Raw genomic sequence first — 19,687 nt, 5'->3', positions numbered from 1 at the left:
GCCGATGGCAGCGCTCAGCATCCTGACGTGCAGTGCCTGCGGGCGCCTCGACGCGGGCCCGCGGGACATGTGCCCGGCCTGTGCCGGCGCGCTCACATCGATGCCGGTGGAGGGCGCCGGCACGCTGGTCTCCTGGACGGTCATCCGGCGCCCGCCCAAGAGCTTCCGCGAGCACGGCGCCTATTGCATCGCCATCGTCGATCTGGACGCGGGCGTGCGCATCACCGGCCGGCTGCGGAACACGCCCGCCCACGCTGCGCTGGGCGAGCGCGTGAGCCTGGTCGGGTGCCAGGACCGGATCCCGGTCTTCGCGCTCGACCGGTGATCGAAACCGGCCGCCAGAGTGTTTTCGCGCGAAGGGGACGCCGGTTCGCGTGAAGGAAAACACGACAAGTCAAGCGATAGAGCATTTCGGCGATTCGAAGAAACGCGGAAATTCTCTAGCGCAACAGCGCTGAATGAACAGTCACCACAAGCATAAACGAAACGGGAGGCAGACCATGAGCAAGCATAGATGGCAGCGGTTCGGGATGGCCGCGGCGGCACTGGGCCTGGCGCTACTGCACGGGGGCGGGACCGCCGTGGCCGGTCCCGACGGCATCACGATCGGCGTCCTCAACGACCAGTCGGGCCCCTACGCGGACATCACGGGGCAGGGCTCGGTGATCGCCGCCCGCATGGCGGTCGAGGATTTCGGCGGTCGGGTCCTGGGCAAGCCGGTCAAGCTCATTTTCGCCGACCACCAGCAGAAGCCCGACGTGGCCAACACCATCGCCCGCAAGTGGCTCGATGCGGACAAGGTCGACCTCATCGTCGATGTGCCGAACTCGGGCATTCTGCTCGCCGTGCAGGAGATCGTGCGCAACACGTCCGGCATCCTCATCGCCGCCGGCGGCGGCACCTCCCGCTTCACCTCGGAGGCGTGCTCGCCCTACGGCTTCATGTGGGTCTACGACAGCTATGCGCTCGCGAACAGCATGGGCCGGGCCGTCACGGCGCAGGGCGGCAAAAGCTGGTTCTTCCTGCCCGTCGACTACGCCTGGGGCGAAGCCCTGTCCGCCGACCTCTCTGCCGCGGTCCAGGCGAGCGGTGGCACGGTCACGGGTTCCGTCAAGACGCCGCTGAATACCGCCGACTACTCGTCGTTCCTGCTGCGAGCGCAAGCCTCGAAAGCCGACGTGGTGGCGCTGCTGAACGCGGGCGCCGACACCATCAACTCGGTCAAGCAGGCCAACGAATTCGGCATCGTCAGCGGCGGCCAGCGGCTGGCGACCGGGCTGTTCTACCTGAACGACGCCCGTTCCGTCGGCCTCGACACGGCGCAGGGCCTGCTCGTCGCGGACGGCTACTACTGGGATCAGACGTCCGAAACGCGCGCCTGGGCCGAGCGCTTCCAGAAGCGCCACAACGGTCGCATGCCGAGCTCGATCCAGATGGGCGTCTACTCCGCCGTGCTGCACTACCTGAAGAGCGTCGCCGCCGCGGGCTCGGACAACCGCGACGACATCGCCAGGAAGATCCGCGAGCTGCCGGTGCGTGACGCCATCGTGCCGGACGGGCGCGTGCGCGAGGACGGCATCATGCTGCACGACATCCTGCTGCTGCAGGTCAAGACGCCCGCGGAATCCACGGGCGAATGGGACCTGTTCAAGATCGTCAAGACGACGCCGGGATCGCAGGCCTTTCGTCCGCTCGAGCAAAGCAAATGCCCGATGATCAAGAGGCCGTGAGCCGGCCGATGCACCTGTCGACAGCAGAGGGTTGCACATGAGTTCCGATATTCAATACGACAAGCATGACGCGGTTCGGTTGATCACGATCAACCGGCCCGACAAGATGAACTCCCTCGACTTCGCTGCCAACGATGCCCTGGTCGAGGCATTCCGCACGTTTGCCGAGGACCCCGATGCACGGGTCGCGGTGGTGACGGGGTCGGGAAGCAAGAGCTTCTGTGCCGGCGCCGACCTGAAGACCTATACGATGGACTTCGCCAACCGTCCGGCACCGGAATTCCGGCGCCGCTACACCGATGGGCCCGGCTTCGGCGGCGTGACCCGCAACATGGACATCCTGAAGCCCATCGTCGCGGCCGTGAACGGCTACGCCATCTCGGGCGGCTTCGAGCTGGCGCTCGCCTGCGACATCCGCTTCTGCTCGCCCGATGCGGAGTTTGCCTTGCAGGACGTGCGATGGGGCTTCCACGCCTGCGACGGCGGGCTGATCCGGCTGCCCCAGATCGTCGGCCTCGGCCACGCCATGGAGATCGTCCTGTCGGGGGAGCGGGTCGGCGCCGAGCACGCCCTGCGCATCGGGCTGGTCAACCGCATCTATGCGCAGGCCGAGCTGCTCGAGCAAACGCTCGCTTATGCTCAGATGCTGGCCAAGCGTTCTCCGTTGGCTCAGGGCCTCGCCAAGGATGTGATGAAGCGCGCGGTCGGACTGCCGCTGGACGAGGCGCTCCGCCTCGAATCCCGCTCGTTCTACGATCTGGGCCGCACCGACGATCTGAAGGAGGGCACCGCCGCCTTCCGGGAGAAGCGCGAGGCGCGCTTCGTCGGACGGTAGCGACCAACTTCTGTTGATCAGATGTCGGTTTGGGGCACCTTTTCGGGATCTTTCGGCCGGTTGACGGCTGCGTCCTGGCGTCGAAATCGAATACACCTTCGTCATGGCTGGCCTTGCCCCGGCCAGTCATCCCATTCAAACGGCCGCGTTTGCTGCGCATGGCAAAAAATTTCTCAAGATGAACAGATGAGATGATCCAGAATATCTATGACGATCCGGTCTTCTTCATGGGTTACAGCCAGCTGCCTCGCTCGCTGGACGGATTGGCTGCCGCGCCCGAATGGCCCATGCTACGGGCGCTCCTGCCAAGCATGGCAGGCCTGCGGGTGGTCGACCTCGGCTGCGGCTTCGGCTGGTTCTGCCGCTGGGCTCGCCAGGCGGGGGCAGCCCACGTGCTCGGCCTCGACGTGTCCGAGAACATGCTGGCGCGCGCTCGGGCCGAACCGCAAGACGAGGCGCTAATCTACCGCCGGGCGGATCTGGAGCAGCTCGACCTGCCGCCCGCCGCGTTCGACCTCGCCTACAGCTCGCTCGCCCTGCACTACATCGACGATCTGGAGCGGCTGTTGGCGACCGTGCGCCGCGCGCTGGCGCCCGGCGCCAGCTTTGTCTTCTCGATCGAGCATCCCATCTTCATGGCGCCGCGCCAGCCCGCCTGGATCACCGACGCGCAAGGCCGCCGGAGTTGGCCCGTGGACAGCTATCAGGCGGAGGGACCGCGCCGGACCTCCTGGCTCACCGATGGGGTGCTCAAGTATCACCGGACCTTGGGCACGACGCTGAACCTCCTCATCCGTCAGGGCTTCATCATTCGGCATGTGGAGGAATTCGGCCCGAGCGAAGCGCAGATCGCACAGCAGCCGGAGCTCGGTCAGGAGCGCGAGCGTCCCATGTTCCTGCTGGTCGCGGCGGAGCCGACTTGAGGCGCCGGGCCCGCCGGCTATCCGTCCGCCACCGCGACCTCGACCTCCGCCTCGATCGGCCCGCCGCGGCGCAGCGTGTTGTAGATCGGACAGGTGCCGGTGAAGTGGCCGACGAGCTCGCGAGCGGTCGCCAATTCGACGCCGCCCAGGACGAAGCGAAGGCGGATGTAGGCATACGCGTGGGGTCGCCCGCGTCGCGCTTGAACGAGACTGAGACGCCGGACGAGCTGAGGGCGACGCCCAGCACCCTCGCGTGCTTGTGAACCAGCGCCAGGCCGCACGAGGCGAGCGCCCCGAGCAGCAGTTCGCCGGCCTGGAGCGCCTCGCCCGGACCGCCGGCCGAGACGCGCGCATCCGACACGAAATGGTTGTGCCCGGCGCTGATGAGGAAGCGGCCGGCAAGGCCGATGGAGCGGCCGGTGACGGTGACGAGATCCTCGCTCGCCGGGGGCGCCGTGGCGATGGGGCCCGATGTCATGCGCGCTTCCTCTGCTCGCGCCGGGTGATGCGGGCACGCCAGGCGCCGGCCGGGGGCCGTTCGAGCCCGAGGTTCTCCCGCAGCGTCGGGCCCGCATAGGCGGTGTGAGACGTCGGTCAGATAAATCTGGGCGATTGATCTCGAAGAGATGGATCGATCGGTTGGACGATTACCATATTCATGCGCGCCGGGTACGCGTCGCCGCAAGCGAATATTGTTCCGAAGGCGATGCAGCGAAGGGACGAACATCCTATGGCCCGGGCGGAGGCCGCCGCGCCCGGCGTTGACGCGCTCCGGGGACGCCGTCCTATATTCTCCGATACCAACTGCGCCCGGCCCGGATCCATGCCCACCTTCAGCTCATCGGCCGTCACGCGAGCCGAATACGACCCCGAGACCCGCGTCCTCCGGATCTGGTTCACCGGGTCGGAGGGGCGCTACGACTATGCCGACGTGCCGCCACAGGTCTTCGAGGAGCTGTGCCGGGCGCCGTCGAAGGGACGCTATGTCAACGAGGAGATCCGGGATCTGTACGCCACGGAACGACACGCGAGTGCGCCTGCGCGAACGGACGAGGCCAGCCGCGGCCCGGCGTCGCCGTCGCTGCTCGATCAGCTGCGCGGCTCGATCACCGTGCCCGTGCCGCGGCAGCGCAGCGGATCGCGCAAGCCGCCGGATTCCCGCCGACCGCGGCGCCCACGAAGATGATATGGCGACAGGACGGGCCGGGTGGTGGAGATCCCCGGCCGGAGCGCGGGCGGCCTCGCCCCGAGGAACGATGAGCCGATGACAACGACGAGCAACGGCGTAGCTTCCATGCTGATCGTGCAACTCTCCGACCTGCATCTCTGCGACGAGGGCGCGCTCTACAACGGCGTGGTGTCGACGAACGACATGGCCCGCCGCGCCGTCGCCCAGGTCAACGCCCTGGCGCCGGCCCCCGATCTGGTGCTGCTCACGGGCGACGTGACAGAGCACGGCACGCCGTCGCAATACGCGGTCGCCCACCGCATCCTGGGCGAGTTGCGAGCCCCGCTCTACGTCATGCCCGGCAATCACGACGATCGCGACGCGCTGCGGACGGCCTTCGCCGCGCATCGCTACATGCCGGCCGAGGGGCCGATCAACTTCGCCGTCGAGGGCACCCCGGTGCGCATCGTCGCCATCGATGTCACCGTCCCCGGCGCCCACCACGGCCACGCGGACGACGCGACCCTGGCCTGGCTGTCGGCGACGTTGGCGAAAGCCCCGGTGGCGCCCACGATCATCGCCATGCACCAGCCGCCGTTCGCCTGCGGCATCCCCTATCTCGATCCGTACCGATGCATGAACCCGGACGCCCTGGCCGCGGTGATCCAGCGCCACGGACATATCGAGCGCGTGGTCTGCGGACACGTACATCGTTCCATGCAGCGACGCTGGGCCGGCACGCTCGCGCTCACCGCCCCGAGCACCGCGACGCAGATCGCCCTGGACCTCGGCGCCGGGGCCAAGCCAGCGTCCTATCTGGAGCCTCCCGGATACCTGCTGCATCGCTGGTCGGCAGAGACCGGCCTGATGACGCATCTGGTGCCGATCGGCGAATTCGCCGGGCCCTTTCCCTTCGCCTGAGGCGGTCGCCTGCGCCGGCGCCCCCGGCTCAGGAGATCAGATGGCCGCCCTTGCCGTCGCTCGCGCGCGGCGCCGGCGCCTCGCCGTCCCCCTTGCTCGCCGTCCCCTTGGCGGCACGGGCGACGCTGCGCTCGCGCTCGTGCTTCTCCACCATCAGCTTGGCGGCCTCGCTGCGCAGCTCCGAGAAGGTCTGGGTGTTGCGGGTGACCCAGGCGTAGGAATCGCGGCGGGCCTGGTTGCTGCGGTTGAAGTGCGGGACGACGTAACGCCGGTAGAGCTCGAAGGATTTCTTCAGCGGCTCGAAGTCGACGATGTTGGACACCATGGTGAGCATCACGCCGAAATCGCCCTGCTGCGCCTTAAGCTTCTCGATCAGCGCGATGGCATCGTCGGGCGTGCCGGCGACGCCCATGTTGGTCTCGATCCACCAGTCCACCACGTCCTTGCCCGGCGGCACGTGCAGGCGCGGCATGTTGTTGTTCACGTAGTCGACATATTTCTGCAGCCCCCAGCGCACGTCCTTGCGCGCCTGCTCGCGCGTTTCGGCGATGTGGATGGGGGCCACCAGGCGCAGGCGCTGCGGATCCATGGTGCGGCCGTGCTCGGCGGCGATCTCGCAGGCCGCCTCCCAGTTGCTCCTGAGCACCTTGAAGCCCGGCCCTTCGGCCGCCGCCACGCACAGCATGCCCAGATCGTAGCGGCCCGCGAGCCGGCCGCCCGACGGCGTCACCGCGCTCGCCACCACCACTTCGGGGTAGGGCTCGGTGAAGGGCAGCAGATGGGCCCGCGCCTCCTTGAGCGAATACCAATCGGTCTTCTCGGTGATCACCTCGCCCTTGAACAGGCGCAGGATCACGTCGAGGCTCTGCTCCATGCGGTCGCGCTGCACGCGCGGATCGATGTCGAGCATGATCGCGTCGGAGGCGAGCAGGCCGGGCCCGGCACCGAACATGATGCGGCCGCGGGTCTGGTGGTCGAGCTGGATGATGCGGTTCGCGACCATCAGCGGGTTGTGGTAGGGCAGCGAGATCACCCCGGTGCCGAAGCGGATGTGCTTGGTGCGCTCCGCCGCGGTGGCGATGAACAGCTCGGGCGAGGCAATCGTCTCGTAGCCGGCGGAGTGATGCTCGCCGATCCAGGCCTCCTCGAAGCCGAGCTTGTCGAGGAACTCCATCAGTGCGAAGTCGCGGTCGAGTGCCGCCGCGGGGTTCTCCTCCACCGCGTGGAACGGCGGCAAAAAGATCCCGTGCCTCATCGAGCGCGCCATCGCCATCCTCCCCGTGCATTGCCCGCGCTACCGGTCCACGCAAGGCTTTCCAAGCCGGGTAGGCCATTCCGCGAAATGGGACAAGGCGTCCGGCCGCAAGCGGGGCCTGCCGCGGCAGCATGCGTTGGCCATCCGCCGCCCGGCCAACGCCATCGCGATCATTGACGCGTGCCTGCCGGGCGGACGACAAAGGTCATCACCGCCGGGCAGGCCGTACCGGCGCGAAGGGGAGGTGAGCCATGAGGCCCGAAGTGCTCGAGCGTTGGCATGCCTACGTCGCCGATCCGGCTCCGGACAAGCTGGAGGCGCTGTTGGCGGACGACGCGGTCTTCCAGTCGCCCGCCGTCCATACGCCCCAGGCGGGCAAGGCGCTGGTGGCCAAATACCTCGGCGCGGCAATGGTCGTGCTCAACAACCCCAGCTTCACCTATGTCGGGGAATGGCTGGGCGAGCGCTCCGCCGTGCTGGAGTTCGAGTTGACGCTCGACGACCTCCACGTCAACGGCGTCGACCTCATCCACTGGAACGACGACGGCCGCATAACTCTCTTCAAGGTGATGCTGCGACCGCTGAAGGCCCTGAACACGGTGATCCCGCTGATGGGAAAGGAGCTCGCCGGCGGGTAGCCGGTCCAAACGGGCGGCCGCCTCCGAGCCGGCGAGATTGACGTTCGCCCTCGGCTCCCGCCGCCGCTCTGCTGCCGACGGCATGGGCTCGCGCGCAATGGTCGATGCGTCCGGCGCACCACGGCCGGCGACGATGGCTCCGGCAACGACCATTTTGGTAAGCTGCGGGATGGTGCTTGATGACAGTTGCGGGGGGTGAATTGTAGTCTGGTGCATGGCGACCGAGATCGAACGAAAATTCCTGCTGGCAAACGATGAGTGGCGAGCGCTCCAGGCGGACAGGCTCGGCATTCGCGACGGCCTGATTGCTGTGGAGAATGGCCGCAAGGTACGCGTGCGCATCACGGACCACCACGCGACCATTGCCGTCAAGGGTGCCCGCGACGGGCTGCGCAGGGCGGAATTCGAATACGGCATACCGCTCGCCGACGCGAATGAACTCCTCGCCAATCACTGCCATGGCAGGGTTGTCGAGAAGACGCGCTACTTCGTCTCGTATGCCGGCTTCGCCTGGGAGGTCGATGAGTATGGCGGCCAGCTTGCGGGGATAGTGATTGCCGAATTGGAGCTGCCGACAAGCGAGACCGAATTCCCGCGCCCGCCGTGGCTTGGCGTCGAGGTCACACATGATGAGCGCTATCGAAAGAGCAATCTTTTCAGGGGCAGAATGCCTTGAGGAACGGTGCACGTCGATCGGAGGGTGACGGTGGCCGGGTCGACACGACCTTCCCCGAGAGCCGGTGTCCATTTTCCGGGATCACGCGCCACGAGAACAACGCGTCGATGCGAACCTCATCGCGTGAAGTCGTTTGATGCGATGGATGGCCGGGTCAAGCCCGGCCATGACGACTGAGGTCACGTCGCAAAATTGGTTTAGGCGCCGTCGCCCGCCTCAGCGGCGCAGCGCCGCCAACCGGTCAATCTCGCGCCAGAAGCCGGCCACGGTGTCCTCGACGATGTCGCGGACCGACTTGATCTCGTGGATCAGGCCGGCGCTCTCGCCGGCCGCCCCGGAGGTGTTGTCGACGTCGCCGCCCACATAGAGCTTTTCGAGGATGGCCATGGGGGGCAGAGGCTCGCGTTCGCCCCCGCTCACGCCCTCCGCGTAGGGGGTGCGCAGGCCCCGCGCCCGGGCGCGGGGCGGATTGTCGAGCATGAGCGTGCCGGTAATCGGCGCCGCCACGATGGCGTTCTTGTAGTTGAGGTGCACCGGGCTCTCGGTGGACGCAACGAAGCGCGTGCCCATGGTGACGCCCTCGGCCCCGAGCGCGAAGGCTGCGGCCATGCCGCGGCCGTCGACGATGCCGCCGGCGGCGACGAGCGGCACCGTCGTCTTCTCGCGCACCGCTTGCAGCAAAGCGAAGCTGTGCACCTCGTCGGGATTGCGGACGCCCGCGCTCTCCGCTCCCTCGACGATCAGGCCGTCGACGCCGACGTCGACGGCCTTCTGCGCCCCGTAGAGGGTGGCGGTGGCGTGGTAGACGGTGACGCCCGCGTCCTTCAGCGTGCGCACGTAGCGGCCGGGATCGCCCGCCGACGTGGTGACGAAGTGGATGTTCTGGGCGAGCAGCCAGTCGATGATCGCCTTCTCCTCCTTGGGATCATCCTTGAGGTAGCGCACCGGCAGGTTGACGCCGAAGGGCTGGTTGGTGGCGGCGCGGATGGCATTGAACTCGCGCGTCGTCATGGCGAGGTCGCGGGAGGTGCTCTCGAGCAGGCCGAACGCCCCCGCGGCCGACACGGCCGACACCAGCGGTGCCCGGGCGATCCAGGTCATCGGTGACTGGAAGATCGGATAGCGGGCGCGCGTATGCGCCACGACGCGATTGCCTTCGAACATGTCGGTTTCCACCCTTGTAGTCTCGCTTGCCGCTGCCTCCCACATTCCGCGAGGCGAGGCCAGAGGCTTTCGCGCCCGGGCACGGGCCTCGGCGCGCCCGCATTCGCCGCGCCCCGCGGGCAGCAGCGATCGCCTGCTTGACCGCGCGCAGATCACGAGGCTAAATAACGGTGTTATTAACACAAGAGGACAGCGCAATGCCTAAGCTGCTGATCGAGCGCCGAGGAAACGTCACGCTGTTCACGTTGAACCGGGTAGAGGTTCACAACAACGTGGACGACGAGCTGGCCATGGAGCTGGCCGATGCCATCATCGCCTTCGGCGCGGACGAGGCGTCCAACGTGCTGGTGATCACGGGGGCCGGCGACAAGACGTTCTGCGCCGGTGCCAACCTCAAGGGCATGCGCGAGCTCTTCGAGCACCGTCACACCCACACGGCGGGGCCCATGGGCTTCGCCCGGCTCGACCCCGGCAAGCCGGTGATCGCCGCCATCAACGGCAATTGCTACGCGGGCGGCGTCGAGCTGGCGGTGTGGTGCGATTTCCGGATCGTCGACGAGCGGGCCAAGTTCGGTCTGCTCAACAAGCGTTGGGGGTTGTCGCTGGCGGACGGCGGCACCCAGCGCCTGCCCCGCGTCGTCGGCATCGGCAATGCACTCTACATGATCGAGACGGGCATGGAGATCGACGCGCAGCATGCTTTGCGCATGGGTCTCGCCCAGGAGGTCGTGCCTGCCGGCACGGCGCTGGAGCGGTCGTTGCAGCTCGCGCAGCATATCGCCGACTACTCGCAGGGCGGCATTCGCGCCGACCGGCAAGCGGCGCTGGCGACCATCGGCCTGTCGCTCGAGCAGGGGCTCGATCTGGAGGCGGAGCTCTGCCACTCCCCGGCACTGAGCGAGGAGGCCATGGCCGGCATGCGGCGCTTCGCCGACGGCAGCCGCCCGGCGCCGCCGCGCCCGGGCGCGGCAAACCGCCAAAGCTGAAGCCATCGCCCCGGCCGCGGGGCCCTTCGCCGGAGCGTTGCCCCGCGGGATGTGTTCATCCACGCGCGGGACCGCTCCAAGCTCGTCGATCTGGAACGCCTCGCGATAACCGGGTGATCCCGCCCACCGCGATGCGCCGGGACGGAAAGGAGGCGGCAGTGGCACCCATCGAGGCGATGTCCGAGCCGTCACGGGCGAGCAAGATCAAGCTCGACCTGGATGAGGCGCCACGCTGGCGCAGCCTGGCGCTGCCCGACCTGTTCGAGCGCGGCGGCCATGAGCCGAACGCGCCCGCCGTCGTCTTCAAGGGGAGCCGGCGGACCTACCGTGACATGCGCCGCCAAATGCGGCGCGTCGGCAATGGCCTGATCCGGCTCGGCATCGAGCCCGCCGATCGCGTCGCCGTACTGTCGACCAACCGGCTCGAATATCTGGAGATCGAGGCCGGGATCGCCGCCACCTGCGCCATCATGGTGCCGATCAACTGGCGGCTCAGGCCGCCCGAGATCGGCACCATCCTGAAGCGCTCGGGCGCCCGCGCCATCTTCGTCGAGGCCAAGACGGCGGCAGCGGTGGTGGAACTGCGCCAGCAGGGTGCCCTTCCCGACCTCGAGGTCATCGTCGATCTCGACGACGTGGTCGGCGACGTCGGCTACGCAAACCTGATCACCGCCTCCGACGGGCCCGTTCCGCGGGAACCACGCTTCGACGATCCTCACGAGATCATCTTCACGTCGGGCACGACCGGCCGGCCGAAGGGCGTGGTGTGGACCAACGGCGGACTGCTGTTCAACTCACTCCAGCAGGTGGTCGACTATCGCATAGGGCCGGAGAGCTCGACCTATGCGATGATCGACCTGCACTACATCGGTGGCCGCCACGACTTCACTTGGCCGGTGCTGCACGCCGGCGGCACGGTCCATATCAAGGAGTCCAGCGGCTTCGATGCGGAGGCTGCGGTGCGCTACGTCTGCGACCACGCCATCAGCCATGTCCTGTGGGTGCCGACGATGGTCTACGAGATCCTCCGCATCGACGACATGGCGCCCTTCGATTCCAGCGCGCTCCGCATGATCATGTGCGGCGGCCAGCCGCTGTCGGCCAGCACCGTCGACGCCATGCAGGCACGCTTTCCGCAAAGCGCCTTCATTCAGGTCTACGGCCTCACGGAGGGCGGCGGCAGCGTGACGTGCATGCCGCCCCATATGTCGTCGCGCAAGCCGGCCTCGGCCGGACGCCCCTCGCTGCACGTCGCGATCCGCATCGTCGACGACCTCGGCGGCGACCTGCCCTCCGGCAGCGACGGCGAGATCTGGGTCCGCGCCCCGTCGATGAGCGCCGGCTATTGGGACGAACCCGAGTTGACGCGCGAGGTCCTGGGGGGCGACTGGCTGCGCACCGGCGACGTCGGCCATCTCGACGACGACGGCTATCTGTTCGTCACCGGGCGCAAGAAGGACATGATCATCAGCGGCGGCATGAACATCTATCCCTCCGAGATCGAGGACGTCCTGCGGCGGCACCCCGGCGTCGCCGACGTCTCTGTCATCGGCGTCCCGCATGAGAAATGGGGCGAGCAGGTGTGCGCCGTGGTCGAGGCGCTGGTCGACCGACAGGTCACGGCGGTCGAGCTCATCGCCTTCTGCGCGGATCATCTAGCCGGCTTCAAGAAACCGGCCATCGTCCATTTCGTCGACGCCATGCCGCGTACATCGAGCGGCAAGCCGCAGAAGTTCGTGCTGCGCGAACGCTTTGGCGGCGCCCATGTACCCGGCCGAGCGAGCTGAGGCGGCGAGCGGCACCGCTCTCGGCGTGCACGCGCTGCCGTCCGCCGTAGCGGTGCCGCTTGGGCGGGATCCGAAGCCGGCGCTGCCATCCGCGATCCGCGGCGGCGCGGGGCAGATCGCTGCCCCGCGCCGCGCTACCCCTCAGTTCGCGACCAGCGGACAGGCACCCTCGCTCTCGGGCCGGTAGACGTCCGCGCCGGGCAGCGTCTGGCGAATGGTGAGCAGATCGTAGGGGCCTTTCGACTCCTGCGGTGACTTCGCCTGCCACAGCATCATGTTCTGCAGCACGCGCCCGTCCGCGCGGATGCGGACATCCTTGTCGTAGAAGTCGTTGACCGGCATCTGGCGCATCGTCTTGCCGACGATCGCCGCATCGTCGGACCCTGCCGTCGTGACGGCCTTGAGGTAATGATTGATCGCCGCATAGGCACCCGCGTGGGTCATGTTCGGAATGTTGCCGCCCGGGAAGCGCTCCATATAGCGCTTGGTCCAGGCACGGGTCGCATCGTTCAGGTCGTGGTAGAAGGACGCTACTCCGAGGATACCGTCAGCGGTCGGCAAGCCGAGGGCCTGGATGTCATTGACGTAGAGCAGGAGGCCGACCAGCCGCTGTCCGCCCTGCCCGATGCCGAATTCGCGGGCCTGCTTGATCGAGTTCACCATGTCGCCGCCGGCGTTGGCGAAGCCGACGACCTGGGCGCCCGACGCCTTCGCCTGGAGCAGGTAGGAGGCGAAATCCGGCGAGTTCAGGGGATGCTTGGCGTCGCCCAGCAGCTTGCCGCCGCCCGCTTGGATGAAGCGGGCCGTGTCTCGCTCGAGCGCCAGACCGAAGGAATAGTCGGCCGTCACGAAGAACCAGGACTTGCCGCCCTGTGCGACGACTGCCTTGCCCACGCTGGCGGCAAGCCCGTAGGTATCGAACACCCAGTGCGTCACGTTGGGCGCACACAATTTGCCCGTGATGTCCGATGATCCCGCACCGGCGACGAGGATCGTCTTGTTCTTTTCCTTGGCGACGGTGATGGCGGCCACGGTCGTCGCGCTGCCGCCGCCCGCCAGGATGACGTTGACGCCGTCGACATCCATCCATTTGCGCACGATCGCCGCGGCAATGTCGGGCTTGTTCTGGTCGTCGCCGACGAGGACTTCGATGCGCTTGCCCAGGACCTTGCCACCCGCGTCTTCGACGGCGAGACGCGTGGCTTCGACGCTGCCGCGCCCGGTCACATAGGAATAGACGCCGCTCTGATCGTTGATGACCCCGATCTTGAAGACGCCGTCTGAGCCCTGCGCCACGACGCAGGAACTCCAGACGACACAGGCTGCGGCCATCGTGGCAAGCAGTCGCATGCGAACCTCCCGTGATATTATTTGAGAGGTCGATTGTGCAACAATAACGATGTTATGTACATAGCCTTATCGCGCAAAACCATCGAACGCTCGCCGCAACGCAGCAAGTTGCTCCATGCGCGCCCGGCCAGCGGCCCGCGGCGTTTCCCGGTCGGAGAAGAGCGATCCAGACTTGGAGCGATGGGATCAATTGCGCCGGGCCCGACCGGTGGTTCGCACAATGCTCCGACGTCTCGCAACCGGATCGGGCGATCACGTGCGAGCAGGAAAGGCCCACGGTAGGCGCCGGCGGCGTCCGGTACGTCAGAAGCCGTATGGCCTGTAGGCACCAAATACGTGCTGCTCGAAGTGCACCATGCCGGTCTCGCCATCCGGGCCGGTCATGACACAAGGAAACTCGGTGGGGCCCAGCCGCTTCGACTCGGGCAACGACAGCAGCCCCGTCTTGCCCAGGTGCGCCGCCGATGGGTAGCGGTCCGTCTCGACGACGGGCCCGGCGCCGCGATAGACGCCGGCGCTGCCGCCGTCGCGCCAGCCGCCGTAATAGCCGAGGCCCTGGACATCCGCCGGGGTGCCGGCCGCCTCGATGCGATAGGCGCGCCAGCGGCCGTGTTCGTCGCAGAGCTCGAATGTGCCGCCCACCACGTTCTTGGTCCCCGGCGCATAGTCGAGCTTGTGGCGCAGTCCGGTGAGCCTGAGGCGGCTGCCGTCCGGCATGTCGAGGCAGCCCTCGAAGTCGAGCGGCCTGCCGTCCTCATCCTCATGCGTATTGAAGAAACCGGTGTAGCGGTCGAGCGAGAACGGGGCCCAGACGCGGAAGCGCCGGCGGTCGATCTCCTCCTCCTCCCGCTCGATGCCGCCATGGGAGGTCACCGGCCCCATGCCCGCGCGCACGCCCCAGGAGTGATCGCGGATTGCGTGCCACTGCTGGGGCGCGACGGTCTCGTCGCCGCGGCGGACGGTGCCCGTCGCGCTGCAGATCTGTGTGTAGCGAACGAGATCGTGAATGAGGTGGCCGTATTTGCGGAACTGATAGGGCGCCTCGAGGAACGGCGACGCCTTGGCCTCGAAGGTCAGATCGAAAGCGAAATCCGCCTCGTTGTCGGCCAGCGAGATCGTCACCTTGCGCATCGGCTCCCTGATGTCGATGCGCAAGGGTCCCACGGCCAGCTCGGCCGCGTTCGGCCGCAGCACACGGGACGCGCGCAGCACGCGCTGCTCGCCCCGGCGCGCGATGCCGGCAAAGCCGTCGATCACGTTCATGTTCGGGTGCAGGCGCACGCCCGCCACGACGTACCAATCGTCGGCGAAGGCGGCGCAGAAGTAGCCGTCGTTGAAGTGAACGTCTGAAGTAGCCGGGATGTGGAACGGCGTCGGATGCTGGTGGAACGGGAATTCGTCGTATGCCGTCAGCCTCACAGCCGTCTCCATTCCGGGCGGGGGACGCGGCAGCCCAGGATCAGCGCCGTCGTCCTGCAGAACGTTTCTTTACCGTCCGTAACACTGTTATAACTGAATATCCATTGTCAAGAGCCGGCCGTCAGACGTTCGACGGAGCGGCGGATGTGCAGCTTCAATAGGGCGCGCGGATCGATCTTGAAGACGCGAGTCCGCTTCGTGTGCAGCAGGGTCAGCAGGCCGAAGAGCATCGAGAAATGGAGGCCCACTTCGATCTCCGCATCCCGCGCGCTGCAATTCACCATGGAGCGCAGGCAATCCTTGAAGATGGTCAAGATCGAGATCAGCTGCTCGTTGAGCCGAGCATCGAGCTCCCTCGTCAAGCCTTGCGGCTTCAAGCCATTGAACAGGTACAGGGCGAGCGACATGTCGCTCGGCCGCGTCTCGTAGAACCTGAAGTGCGACCACAGCGCCGCCTCGAAGCGCGCTTCCGGGGTCTTTGCGGCGTCGACATCGGCCACGAGGCGCGCCTTGTAGTCGTCGAGCGACAGCGACAGCACCTCGGCGTAGATCTCCTCCTTGCCCTTGAAGTAGGGATAGATGGAACCTGTGGTGCAGCCGGCCTCCTTGGCGATGAGCCTGATCGAGGCTCCATCGAGGCCTCTCATCTCGAACACCTTTCGCGCCGCCGCCAGCACGGCCTCCCGTCGCAACTGGCGGGAAGCGCCGTCGCCTGCAAACGGAACCCCAGTGTCCATGGGCATGACCTCGCTCGTCGATGCTGGCCCGTTGGGAGCCCGCGGGCCGGCAAGCGACCGACGGCCTGATGCAACGGGCCGATCGACGATAGTTAGGCCATAAAACGCGCCTTCGCCAGCCGGGCGCGGCCGGGCTCCGGCGCGGACGGCAGGAGCCTATCTGGCGGCGCGCCGCGACGGCGGCACGACGACATGGGCCGGGTTGGGCTTGGAGCCCTGGCTGTAGTCGCCGAACGGGCGATCGCGCTCCGCCACCGCGGCCTGCACGCTTTCCCGCTTGGCCTTGTCGATGAATTGCAGCGCCTCGGGCGTGTTGCGCATCATGCTGTCCATCACCGAGCCGAGCAGCTGCGTCGTTCCCAGCCCCATGTTGTCGTAGGCCTGGTTGACGACGAGCTTCATCGACGCGAGCTGCGAGGAGGGGATGGTGGCGAGCTGGTCGGCCAGCGACCGCACCTCCGCTTCCAGCTGGTCGAACGGCACCGCCTTGTTGATGAGACCGATCTGCTCGGCCTCCCGTCCCGACACCGCGCGCCCGGTCAGCGCCAGTTCCTTGGCCTTCGCCAATCCCAGACGGTAGACCCACATGCCGGCGTGGTGGCACCCCCACATGCGCGCGTACGGCGTGCCGATCTGCGCATCCTCGGAGGCGATGACGATGTCGGCGCACAGGGCCATCTCGCTGCCGCCGCCCACGCACCAGCCATGGACCTGCGCAATGACCGGCTTGGGGCTGCGCCACAGCGACATGAAGCGAGGCACCCAGCCGAGCTCCTGCGACGTCACCATCATCAGGTCGCGCCCGGCATCCCATTGGCCGTCCGTGGCGATCTTGTCGTCCCACTGGCTGAAGCCGCCCGAGAAATTGAACCCGGCGCAGAACGACCGCCCGGCGCCCTGCAGGATGATGACCTTTACGGCCCGGTCGCGGATGGCCCGGCCGACCGCGCTCTCCAGCTCGTCGAGCATGGGCGGAACGATCGTGTTCAGATCGTCGGGCCGGTTGAGCGTAATGAAGCACGACGCGCCGTCCACGTGATAGTCAATCGCTTCATAATTCATAGTTGAGGGCCTCCTCCCTCGAGCATGCGGCGACCGCGCCGCAGCATTCGGCCGCTGCGATGAGCTGCTTGCGTATCTGCCTCGAATTGGCGCGTCAGCGGACGGGAACGGCAGTGCGCCCCGCGCCGACGCGGCCGATGCGGTCCATCAGCAGCGCCGAGGCGCGTGCGACCATGAAGGGAAACGAATCCGCAAAGACGTCCCACGCCGGGTTGGGGCGCTTGCCGCTGCGATGCAGCTCGACGTAGTAAGCCGTCAGACAGGCCAGTCGGTAGGCGGCAAGAGCCCGGTAGAACGGCAGATCGCCGAGGTTGGCGCTGGACAGCCCCGCGTAGACCTCGATGAACTGCTCGGGCCCCGGCTGCCAATGCATGCTGGCGCGCCGCACCGGTCCCCAGCCGTGGGGATCGTACATCATGCAGACCCAGCCAAGGTCGAGGAGCACCGGGCCCACCGAGGTCCCTTCCCAATCGACTATGCCGGCCAGATGACCGCTGTCGAACAACCAGTTGTTCGAGTAGAAGTCACCATGCACGAGCCCGATGGAGCACGCCTCCGGCGCCGCGCGATGGAGCAGCTCGCGCAGCGCCATGCCCTGCGCGATCCAGGCGGCGTTGCTCGATTTGTGCAGGACAGCCACCCAATACTCGATCTCCGCCGGCGGCAGCCGAGGAGCGCTCCAATCTCCGAGTTCGCCCAAGGCGTCGATGGCGTGGATCTTGACCAGCGCCTCGATTGCCTCGCGGAACAGCTGCTCGGGCTGATCGACACCCCGACCAGCCTCCTCGGGCCGAAACAGATCCGGCGGCGAGGCGCCGCTGAGACGCGACATCATCAGATAAGGCCCACCGAGAAGGCTCTCATCGTCGGACGACCAGCGAACCGCCGGCGCGGGCACGCCATGCTCCTCCAAGACGCGCAGCAGCGGCACCTGCCGCAGCACGTCGTAGCTGCCTTTGCGGCTGACGCCGGCCGGGGGCATCTTGAGGACGAGGCGGTCGATCGGTTGCCCCGCTTCCAGCACATCGAAGCCGATGGTGACGCCGGAGTGGCCGCCGAGGGAACGGACGTGGTCGACATGCACGCCGCCGCCGTAGTGGGACCGGGCCCAGGTCAGCAGGCGGGGGGCGAGTTCGTCGGCTGTCACGGGGCTGCATTCTCCTGATCACCCATCGAAATAACAGTGTTACGCCGCGTTGTCAAAGAACGGCGTCCATCCTCTCGAAGGGATCTGCGCGGCGGAGAAGAGCCCGTGCCGAACGGGCGGTGGCGTCCGGCCGGGCGCGGCCATTCGCCGTGACAGTCCGCCATCGCCGGGGCGCCGGACGGACTGGGGGACGGCCGCGCGCGGCATAGCACCGGCTCGCTGCACGCCGCGGCCTCCTGTGCCGTCGGCGAGTCACGCCATCACATATATGATTTGTCGCCACGACGACTTCCGCCCGGTCGCCGGCTCGGCTTAGATCATGCCAAGCAGAATGCAGGAGGAACGGGCCCGCATGGCGGATCAGTGGCACCATTACATTGATGGACACAGCCAAGCGCCGTCGTCCGGCGAATATCTACGCTCGTTTGATCCGTGCGCAGGTCAGGCCGCCGCTCGCGTTGCTTCGGGAAATGCGGGCGACGTCGAGCGCGCGGTCGCGGCGGCGGCTACGGCCGCGCCGGCCTGGCGCAGCCGGCGACCGATCGAGCGCGGCCGCATCCTGCTCGCCATCGCGCGCGCCATCCGCGACAAGGCGGCCGAGCTCGCGGACCTCGAACGCCTGGAGACGGGCAAGCCACAATGGCAGGCGCCCTTCGAGATCGAGATCGCGGCGCAATACTTCGAGTTCTACGGCGGCCTAACGAACGTCTTTCAAGGCGAGACGATCAATCTCGGCGCCGGCTACCACTCCTACACGGTGCGCGAGCCCTACGGCGTCGTCGGCGTCATCACCCCCTGGAACGCGCCGCTGAACCAGGCGGCGCGCGCCATCGCGCCGGCGCTCGCAGCCGGCAACACGGTGGTGGCCAAGCCCTCGGAGTTCACCTCCGGCACCACCGTGGCCCTGGCGCAGATGGCGTGCGAGGCCTGCGGCCTGCCGCCGGGCGTGCTCAATGTCGTGCTCGGCGCAGGGGACGTCGCCGGCGCGGCCCTCGTCTCGCAGCCGCTGGTCCGCAAGGTGGCCTTCACCGGCAGCGTCCGCGCCGGCCGCGAGATCGGTCGCATCGCGGCGGAGCGGATCATTCCGCTGACGCTGGAGCTGGGCGGCAAGTCGCCGAACATCATCTTCGACGACGCCGACCTGACGCAGGCCATTCCCGGTGCGGTGCGTGCCTTCACCGCCAACGCCGGCCAGGTCTGCCTGGCCGGCAGCCGCCTGCTGGTGCAAGCGTCGATCCATGATCAGGTCGTGGCCGGCCTCACTCAGGCGGTCGGCGCGCTGCGGGTGGGGCCCGCGGCCGACGCCACGGTCGGGCCCCTCACCACCGAGGCGCAGTACCGGCGCGTCCGGAGCTACTTCGACGTCGCCCGGCAGGAGGGCGCGCGGGCGATCGTGGGCGGTGAGCTCGCGCCGGACGAGGCCTGGCGTGAGGGCTGGTTCGTGCCGCCGACCATCTATGTCGGCGTGCGCAACGACATGCGCATCGCCCGCGAGGAGATCTTCGGGCCGGTGCTCGTGGTCATCCCCTTCGCAGACGAGGCCGAAGCGATCCGCATCGCCAACGATACGAGCTACGGCCTGGCCGCCGGCATCTGGACGCGCGACGTGTCGCGCGTCCACCGGGTGGCGGCTGCCGTCGAGGCCGGCCAGATCTACGTCAACGAGTATCAGGCCGGCGGGGTCGAGACGCCGCTCGGCGGCTACAAGAACAGCGGCTACGGCCGTGAGAAGGGCATCGAGGCGCTGCATCACTACACGCAGCTCAAATGCATCACGATCAAACTGTAACAATATATAATATTATTACTAAAAGACACATGATCACACTTAATGTGATCTTGCATAACAGCAGATCGATTTGACGTCATGCCGACGTCGGCTGCCGCCG

General features: G+C 67.4%; 18 protein-coding genes. 11 read left to right on the top strand and 7 right to left on the bottom strand.

All coding sequences use genetic code 11. From position 1 onward, the window contains the following. Positions 1-4: 4 nt before the first annotated feature. From IEW34_RS19560 to IEW34_RS19530, 6 genes are all read left to right on the top strand, one after another. The gene (locus IEW34_RS19560; protein ID WP_188610902.1) at positions 5-325 is read left to right on the top strand and encodes a Zn-ribbon domain-containing OB-fold protein; all 321 of its coding nucleotides are present in this window, start codon (positions 5-7) and stop codon (positions 323-325) included. 175 nt (positions 326-500) lie between these two features. Further along, positions 501-1,730, top strand: a complete 1,230-nt coding sequence (locus IEW34_RS19555) for an ABC transporter substrate-binding protein (RefSeq protein WP_188610901.1) — start codon at positions 501-503, stop codon at positions 1,728-1,730. Positions 1,731-1,767: 37 nt separating this feature from the next. Then, entirely contained in the window at positions 1,768-2,565 is a 798-nt protein-coding gene (locus IEW34_RS19550; protein WP_188610900.1) for an enoyl-CoA hydratase/isomerase family protein, read from the top strand. Positions 2,566-2,756: 191 nt separating this feature from the next. Then, positions 2,757-3,488: a class I SAM-dependent methyltransferase gene (locus tag IEW34_RS19545; RefSeq protein ID WP_188610899.1), complete on the top strand. Its 732-nt coding sequence runs from the start codon at positions 2,757-2,759 to the stop codon at positions 3,486-3,488. A 658-nt stretch (positions 3,489-4,146) separates the two neighbouring features. After that, positions 4,147-4,674 (top strand): KTSC domain-containing protein, encoded by a 528-nt coding sequence (locus IEW34_RS19535; protein ID WP_244642099.1) that lies wholly within the window; start codon positions 4,147-4,149, stop codon positions 4,672-4,674. A gap of 78 nt (positions 4,675-4,752) precedes the next feature. Next, positions 4,753-5,577: a phosphodiesterase gene (locus tag IEW34_RS19530; protein WP_210324539.1), complete on the top strand. Its 825-nt coding sequence runs from the start codon at positions 4,753-4,755 to the stop codon at positions 5,575-5,577. Positions 5,578-5,605: 28 nt separating this feature from the next. On the opposite strand, the gene IEW34_RS19525 is transcribed toward IEW34_RS19530, so the two are convergent. Continuing rightward, positions 5,606-6,832, bottom strand: a complete 1,227-nt coding sequence (locus tag IEW34_RS19525) for an LLM class flavin-dependent oxidoreductase (protein ID WP_244642098.1) — start codon at positions 6,830-6,832, stop codon at positions 5,606-5,608. A 251-nt stretch (positions 6,833-7,083) separates the two neighbouring features. Between IEW34_RS19525 and IEW34_RS19520 the strand changes: the two genes are divergently transcribed. Together IEW34_RS19520 and IEW34_RS19515 are read left to right on the top strand one after the other, a co-directional pair. After that, a complete protein-coding gene (locus IEW34_RS19520; RefSeq protein WP_188610897.1) occupies positions 7,084-7,470 on the top strand; it encodes a nuclear transport factor 2 family protein in 387 nt (128 codons plus the stop codon). Positions 7,471-7,684: 214 nt separating this feature from the next. Beyond that, entirely contained in the window at positions 7,685-8,146 is a 462-nt protein-coding gene (locus IEW34_RS19515; protein WP_188610896.1) for a CYTH domain-containing protein, read from the top strand. A 216-nt stretch (positions 8,147-8,362) separates the two neighbouring features. On the opposite strand, the gene IEW34_RS19510 is transcribed toward IEW34_RS19515, so the two are convergent. Beyond that, the gene (locus tag IEW34_RS19510; protein WP_188610895.1) at positions 8,363-9,310 is read right to left on the bottom strand and encodes an NAD(P)H-dependent flavin oxidoreductase; all 948 of its coding nucleotides are present in this window, start codon (positions 9,308-9,310) and stop codon (positions 8,363-8,365) included. Positions 9,311-9,507: 197 nt separating this feature from the next. Between IEW34_RS19510 and IEW34_RS19505 the strand changes: the two genes are divergently transcribed. Together IEW34_RS19505 and IEW34_RS19500 are read left to right on the top strand one after the other, a co-directional pair. Then, positions 9,508-10,296 (top strand): enoyl-CoA hydratase-related protein, encoded by a 789-nt coding sequence (locus tag IEW34_RS19505; protein WP_188610894.1) that lies wholly within the window; start codon positions 9,508-9,510, stop codon positions 10,294-10,296. 158 nt (positions 10,297-10,454) lie between these two features. Beyond that, positions 10,455-12,083: a class I adenylate-forming enzyme family protein gene (locus IEW34_RS19500; RefSeq protein WP_188610893.1), complete on the top strand. Its 1,629-nt coding sequence runs from the start codon at positions 10,455-10,457 to the stop codon at positions 12,081-12,083. 141 nt (positions 12,084-12,224) lie between these two features. Here IEW34_RS19500 and IEW34_RS19495 read toward each other — a convergent pair whose 3' ends face one another. From IEW34_RS19495 to IEW34_RS19475, 5 genes are all read right to left on the bottom strand, one after another. Continuing rightward, positions 12,225-13,433: an ABC transporter substrate-binding protein gene (locus IEW34_RS19495; RefSeq protein ID WP_188610892.1), complete on the bottom strand. Its 1,209-nt coding sequence runs from the start codon at positions 13,431-13,433 to the stop codon at positions 12,225-12,227. A gap of 303 nt (positions 13,434-13,736) precedes the next feature. Further along, entirely contained in the window at positions 13,737-14,852 is a 1,116-nt protein-coding gene (locus tag IEW34_RS19490) for an Rv3169 family protein (protein ID WP_188610891.1), read from the bottom strand. 107 nt (positions 14,853-14,959) lie between these two features. Further along, on the bottom strand, positions 14,960-15,595 hold the full coding sequence (locus IEW34_RS19485) for a TetR/AcrR family transcriptional regulator (RefSeq protein WP_188610890.1): 636 nt from the start codon (positions 15,593-15,595) through the stop codon (positions 14,960-14,962). Between the two features lie 150 nt (positions 15,596-15,745). Beyond that, positions 15,746-16,651, bottom strand: a complete 906-nt coding sequence (locus IEW34_RS19480; RefSeq protein ID WP_188610889.1) for a crotonase/enoyl-CoA hydratase family protein — start codon at positions 16,649-16,651, stop codon at positions 15,746-15,748. A gap of 94 nt (positions 16,652-16,745) precedes the next feature. Further along, complete coding sequence (locus tag IEW34_RS19475) at positions 16,746-17,798, bottom strand: phosphotransferase family protein (protein WP_188610888.1); 1,053 nt, start codon at positions 17,796-17,798, stop codon at positions 16,746-16,748. 352 nt (positions 17,799-18,150) lie between these two features. Here IEW34_RS19475 and IEW34_RS19470 point away from each other — a divergent pair, with 352 nt between their 5' ends. Further along, complete coding sequence (locus tag IEW34_RS19470) at positions 18,151-19,587, top strand: aldehyde dehydrogenase family protein (protein ID WP_188610887.1); 1,437 nt, start codon at positions 18,151-18,153, stop codon at positions 19,585-19,587. Positions 19,588-19,687: the final 100 nt, after the last annotated feature.

Origin of the sequence: Chelatococcus reniformis, from assembly GCF_014640075.1 — a bacterium.
In the GTDB taxonomy this organism is placed as follows: Bacteria; Pseudomonadota; Alphaproteobacteria; order Rhizobiales; family Beijerinckiaceae; genus Camelimonas; species Camelimonas reniformis.
Note: the sequence above shows the minus strand (reverse complement) of the source record. Positions and strands in the feature narration are given on the sequence as shown.

Excerpts from the sequence above, each read along its gene's own strand:
- IEW34_RS19560 (WP_188610902.1), top strand. The coding sequence starts at position 5 with ATGGCAGCGCTCAGCATCCTGACGTGCAGTGCCTGCGGGCGCCTCGAC.
- IEW34_RS19555 (WP_188610901.1), top strand. The coding sequence starts at position 501 with ATGAGCAAGCATAGATGGCAGCGGTTCGGGATGGCCGCGGCGGCACTG.
- IEW34_RS19550 (WP_188610900.1), top strand. The coding sequence starts at position 1,768 with ATGAGTTCCGATATTCAATACGACAAGCATGACGCGGTTCGGTTGATC.
- IEW34_RS19545 (WP_188610899.1), top strand. The coding sequence starts at position 2,757 with ATGATCCAGAATATCTATGACGATCCGGTCTTCTTCATGGGTTACAGC.
- IEW34_RS19535 (WP_244642099.1), top strand. The coding sequence starts at position 4,147 with ATGCGCGCCGGGTACGCGTCGCCGCAAGCGAATATTGTTCCGAAGGCG.
- IEW34_RS19530 (WP_210324539.1), top strand. The coding sequence starts at position 4,753 with ATGACAACGACGAGCAACGGCGTAGCTTCCATGCTGATCGTGCAACTC.
- IEW34_RS19525 (WP_244642098.1), bottom strand. The coding sequence starts at position 6,832 with ATGAGGCACGGGATCTTTTTGCCGCCGTTCCACGCGGTGGAGGAGAAC.
- IEW34_RS19520 (WP_188610897.1), top strand. The coding sequence starts at position 7,084 with ATGAGGCCCGAAGTGCTCGAGCGTTGGCATGCCTACGTCGCCGATCCG.
- IEW34_RS19515 (WP_188610896.1), top strand. The coding sequence starts at position 7,685 with ATGGCGACCGAGATCGAACGAAAATTCCTGCTGGCAAACGATGAGTGG.
- IEW34_RS19510 (WP_188610895.1), bottom strand. The coding sequence starts at position 9,310 with ATGTTCGAAGGCAATCGCGTCGTGGCGCATACGCGCGCCCGCTATCCG.
- IEW34_RS19505 (WP_188610894.1), top strand. The coding sequence starts at position 9,508 with ATGCCTAAGCTGCTGATCGAGCGCCGAGGAAACGTCACGCTGTTCACG.
- IEW34_RS19495 (WP_188610892.1), bottom strand. The coding sequence starts at position 13,433 with ATGCGACTGCTTGCCACGATGGCCGCAGCCTGTGTCGTCTGGAGTTCC.
- IEW34_RS19485 (WP_188610890.1), bottom strand. The coding sequence starts at position 15,595 with ATGCCCATGGACACTGGGGTTCCGTTTGCAGGCGACGGCGCTTCCCGC.
- IEW34_RS19480 (WP_188610889.1), bottom strand. The coding sequence starts at position 16,651 with ATGAATTATGAAGCGATTGACTATCACGTGGACGGCGCGTCGTGCTTC.
- IEW34_RS19470 (WP_188610887.1), top strand. The coding sequence starts at position 18,151 with ATGGCGGATCAGTGGCACCATTACATTGATGGACACAGCCAAGCGCCG.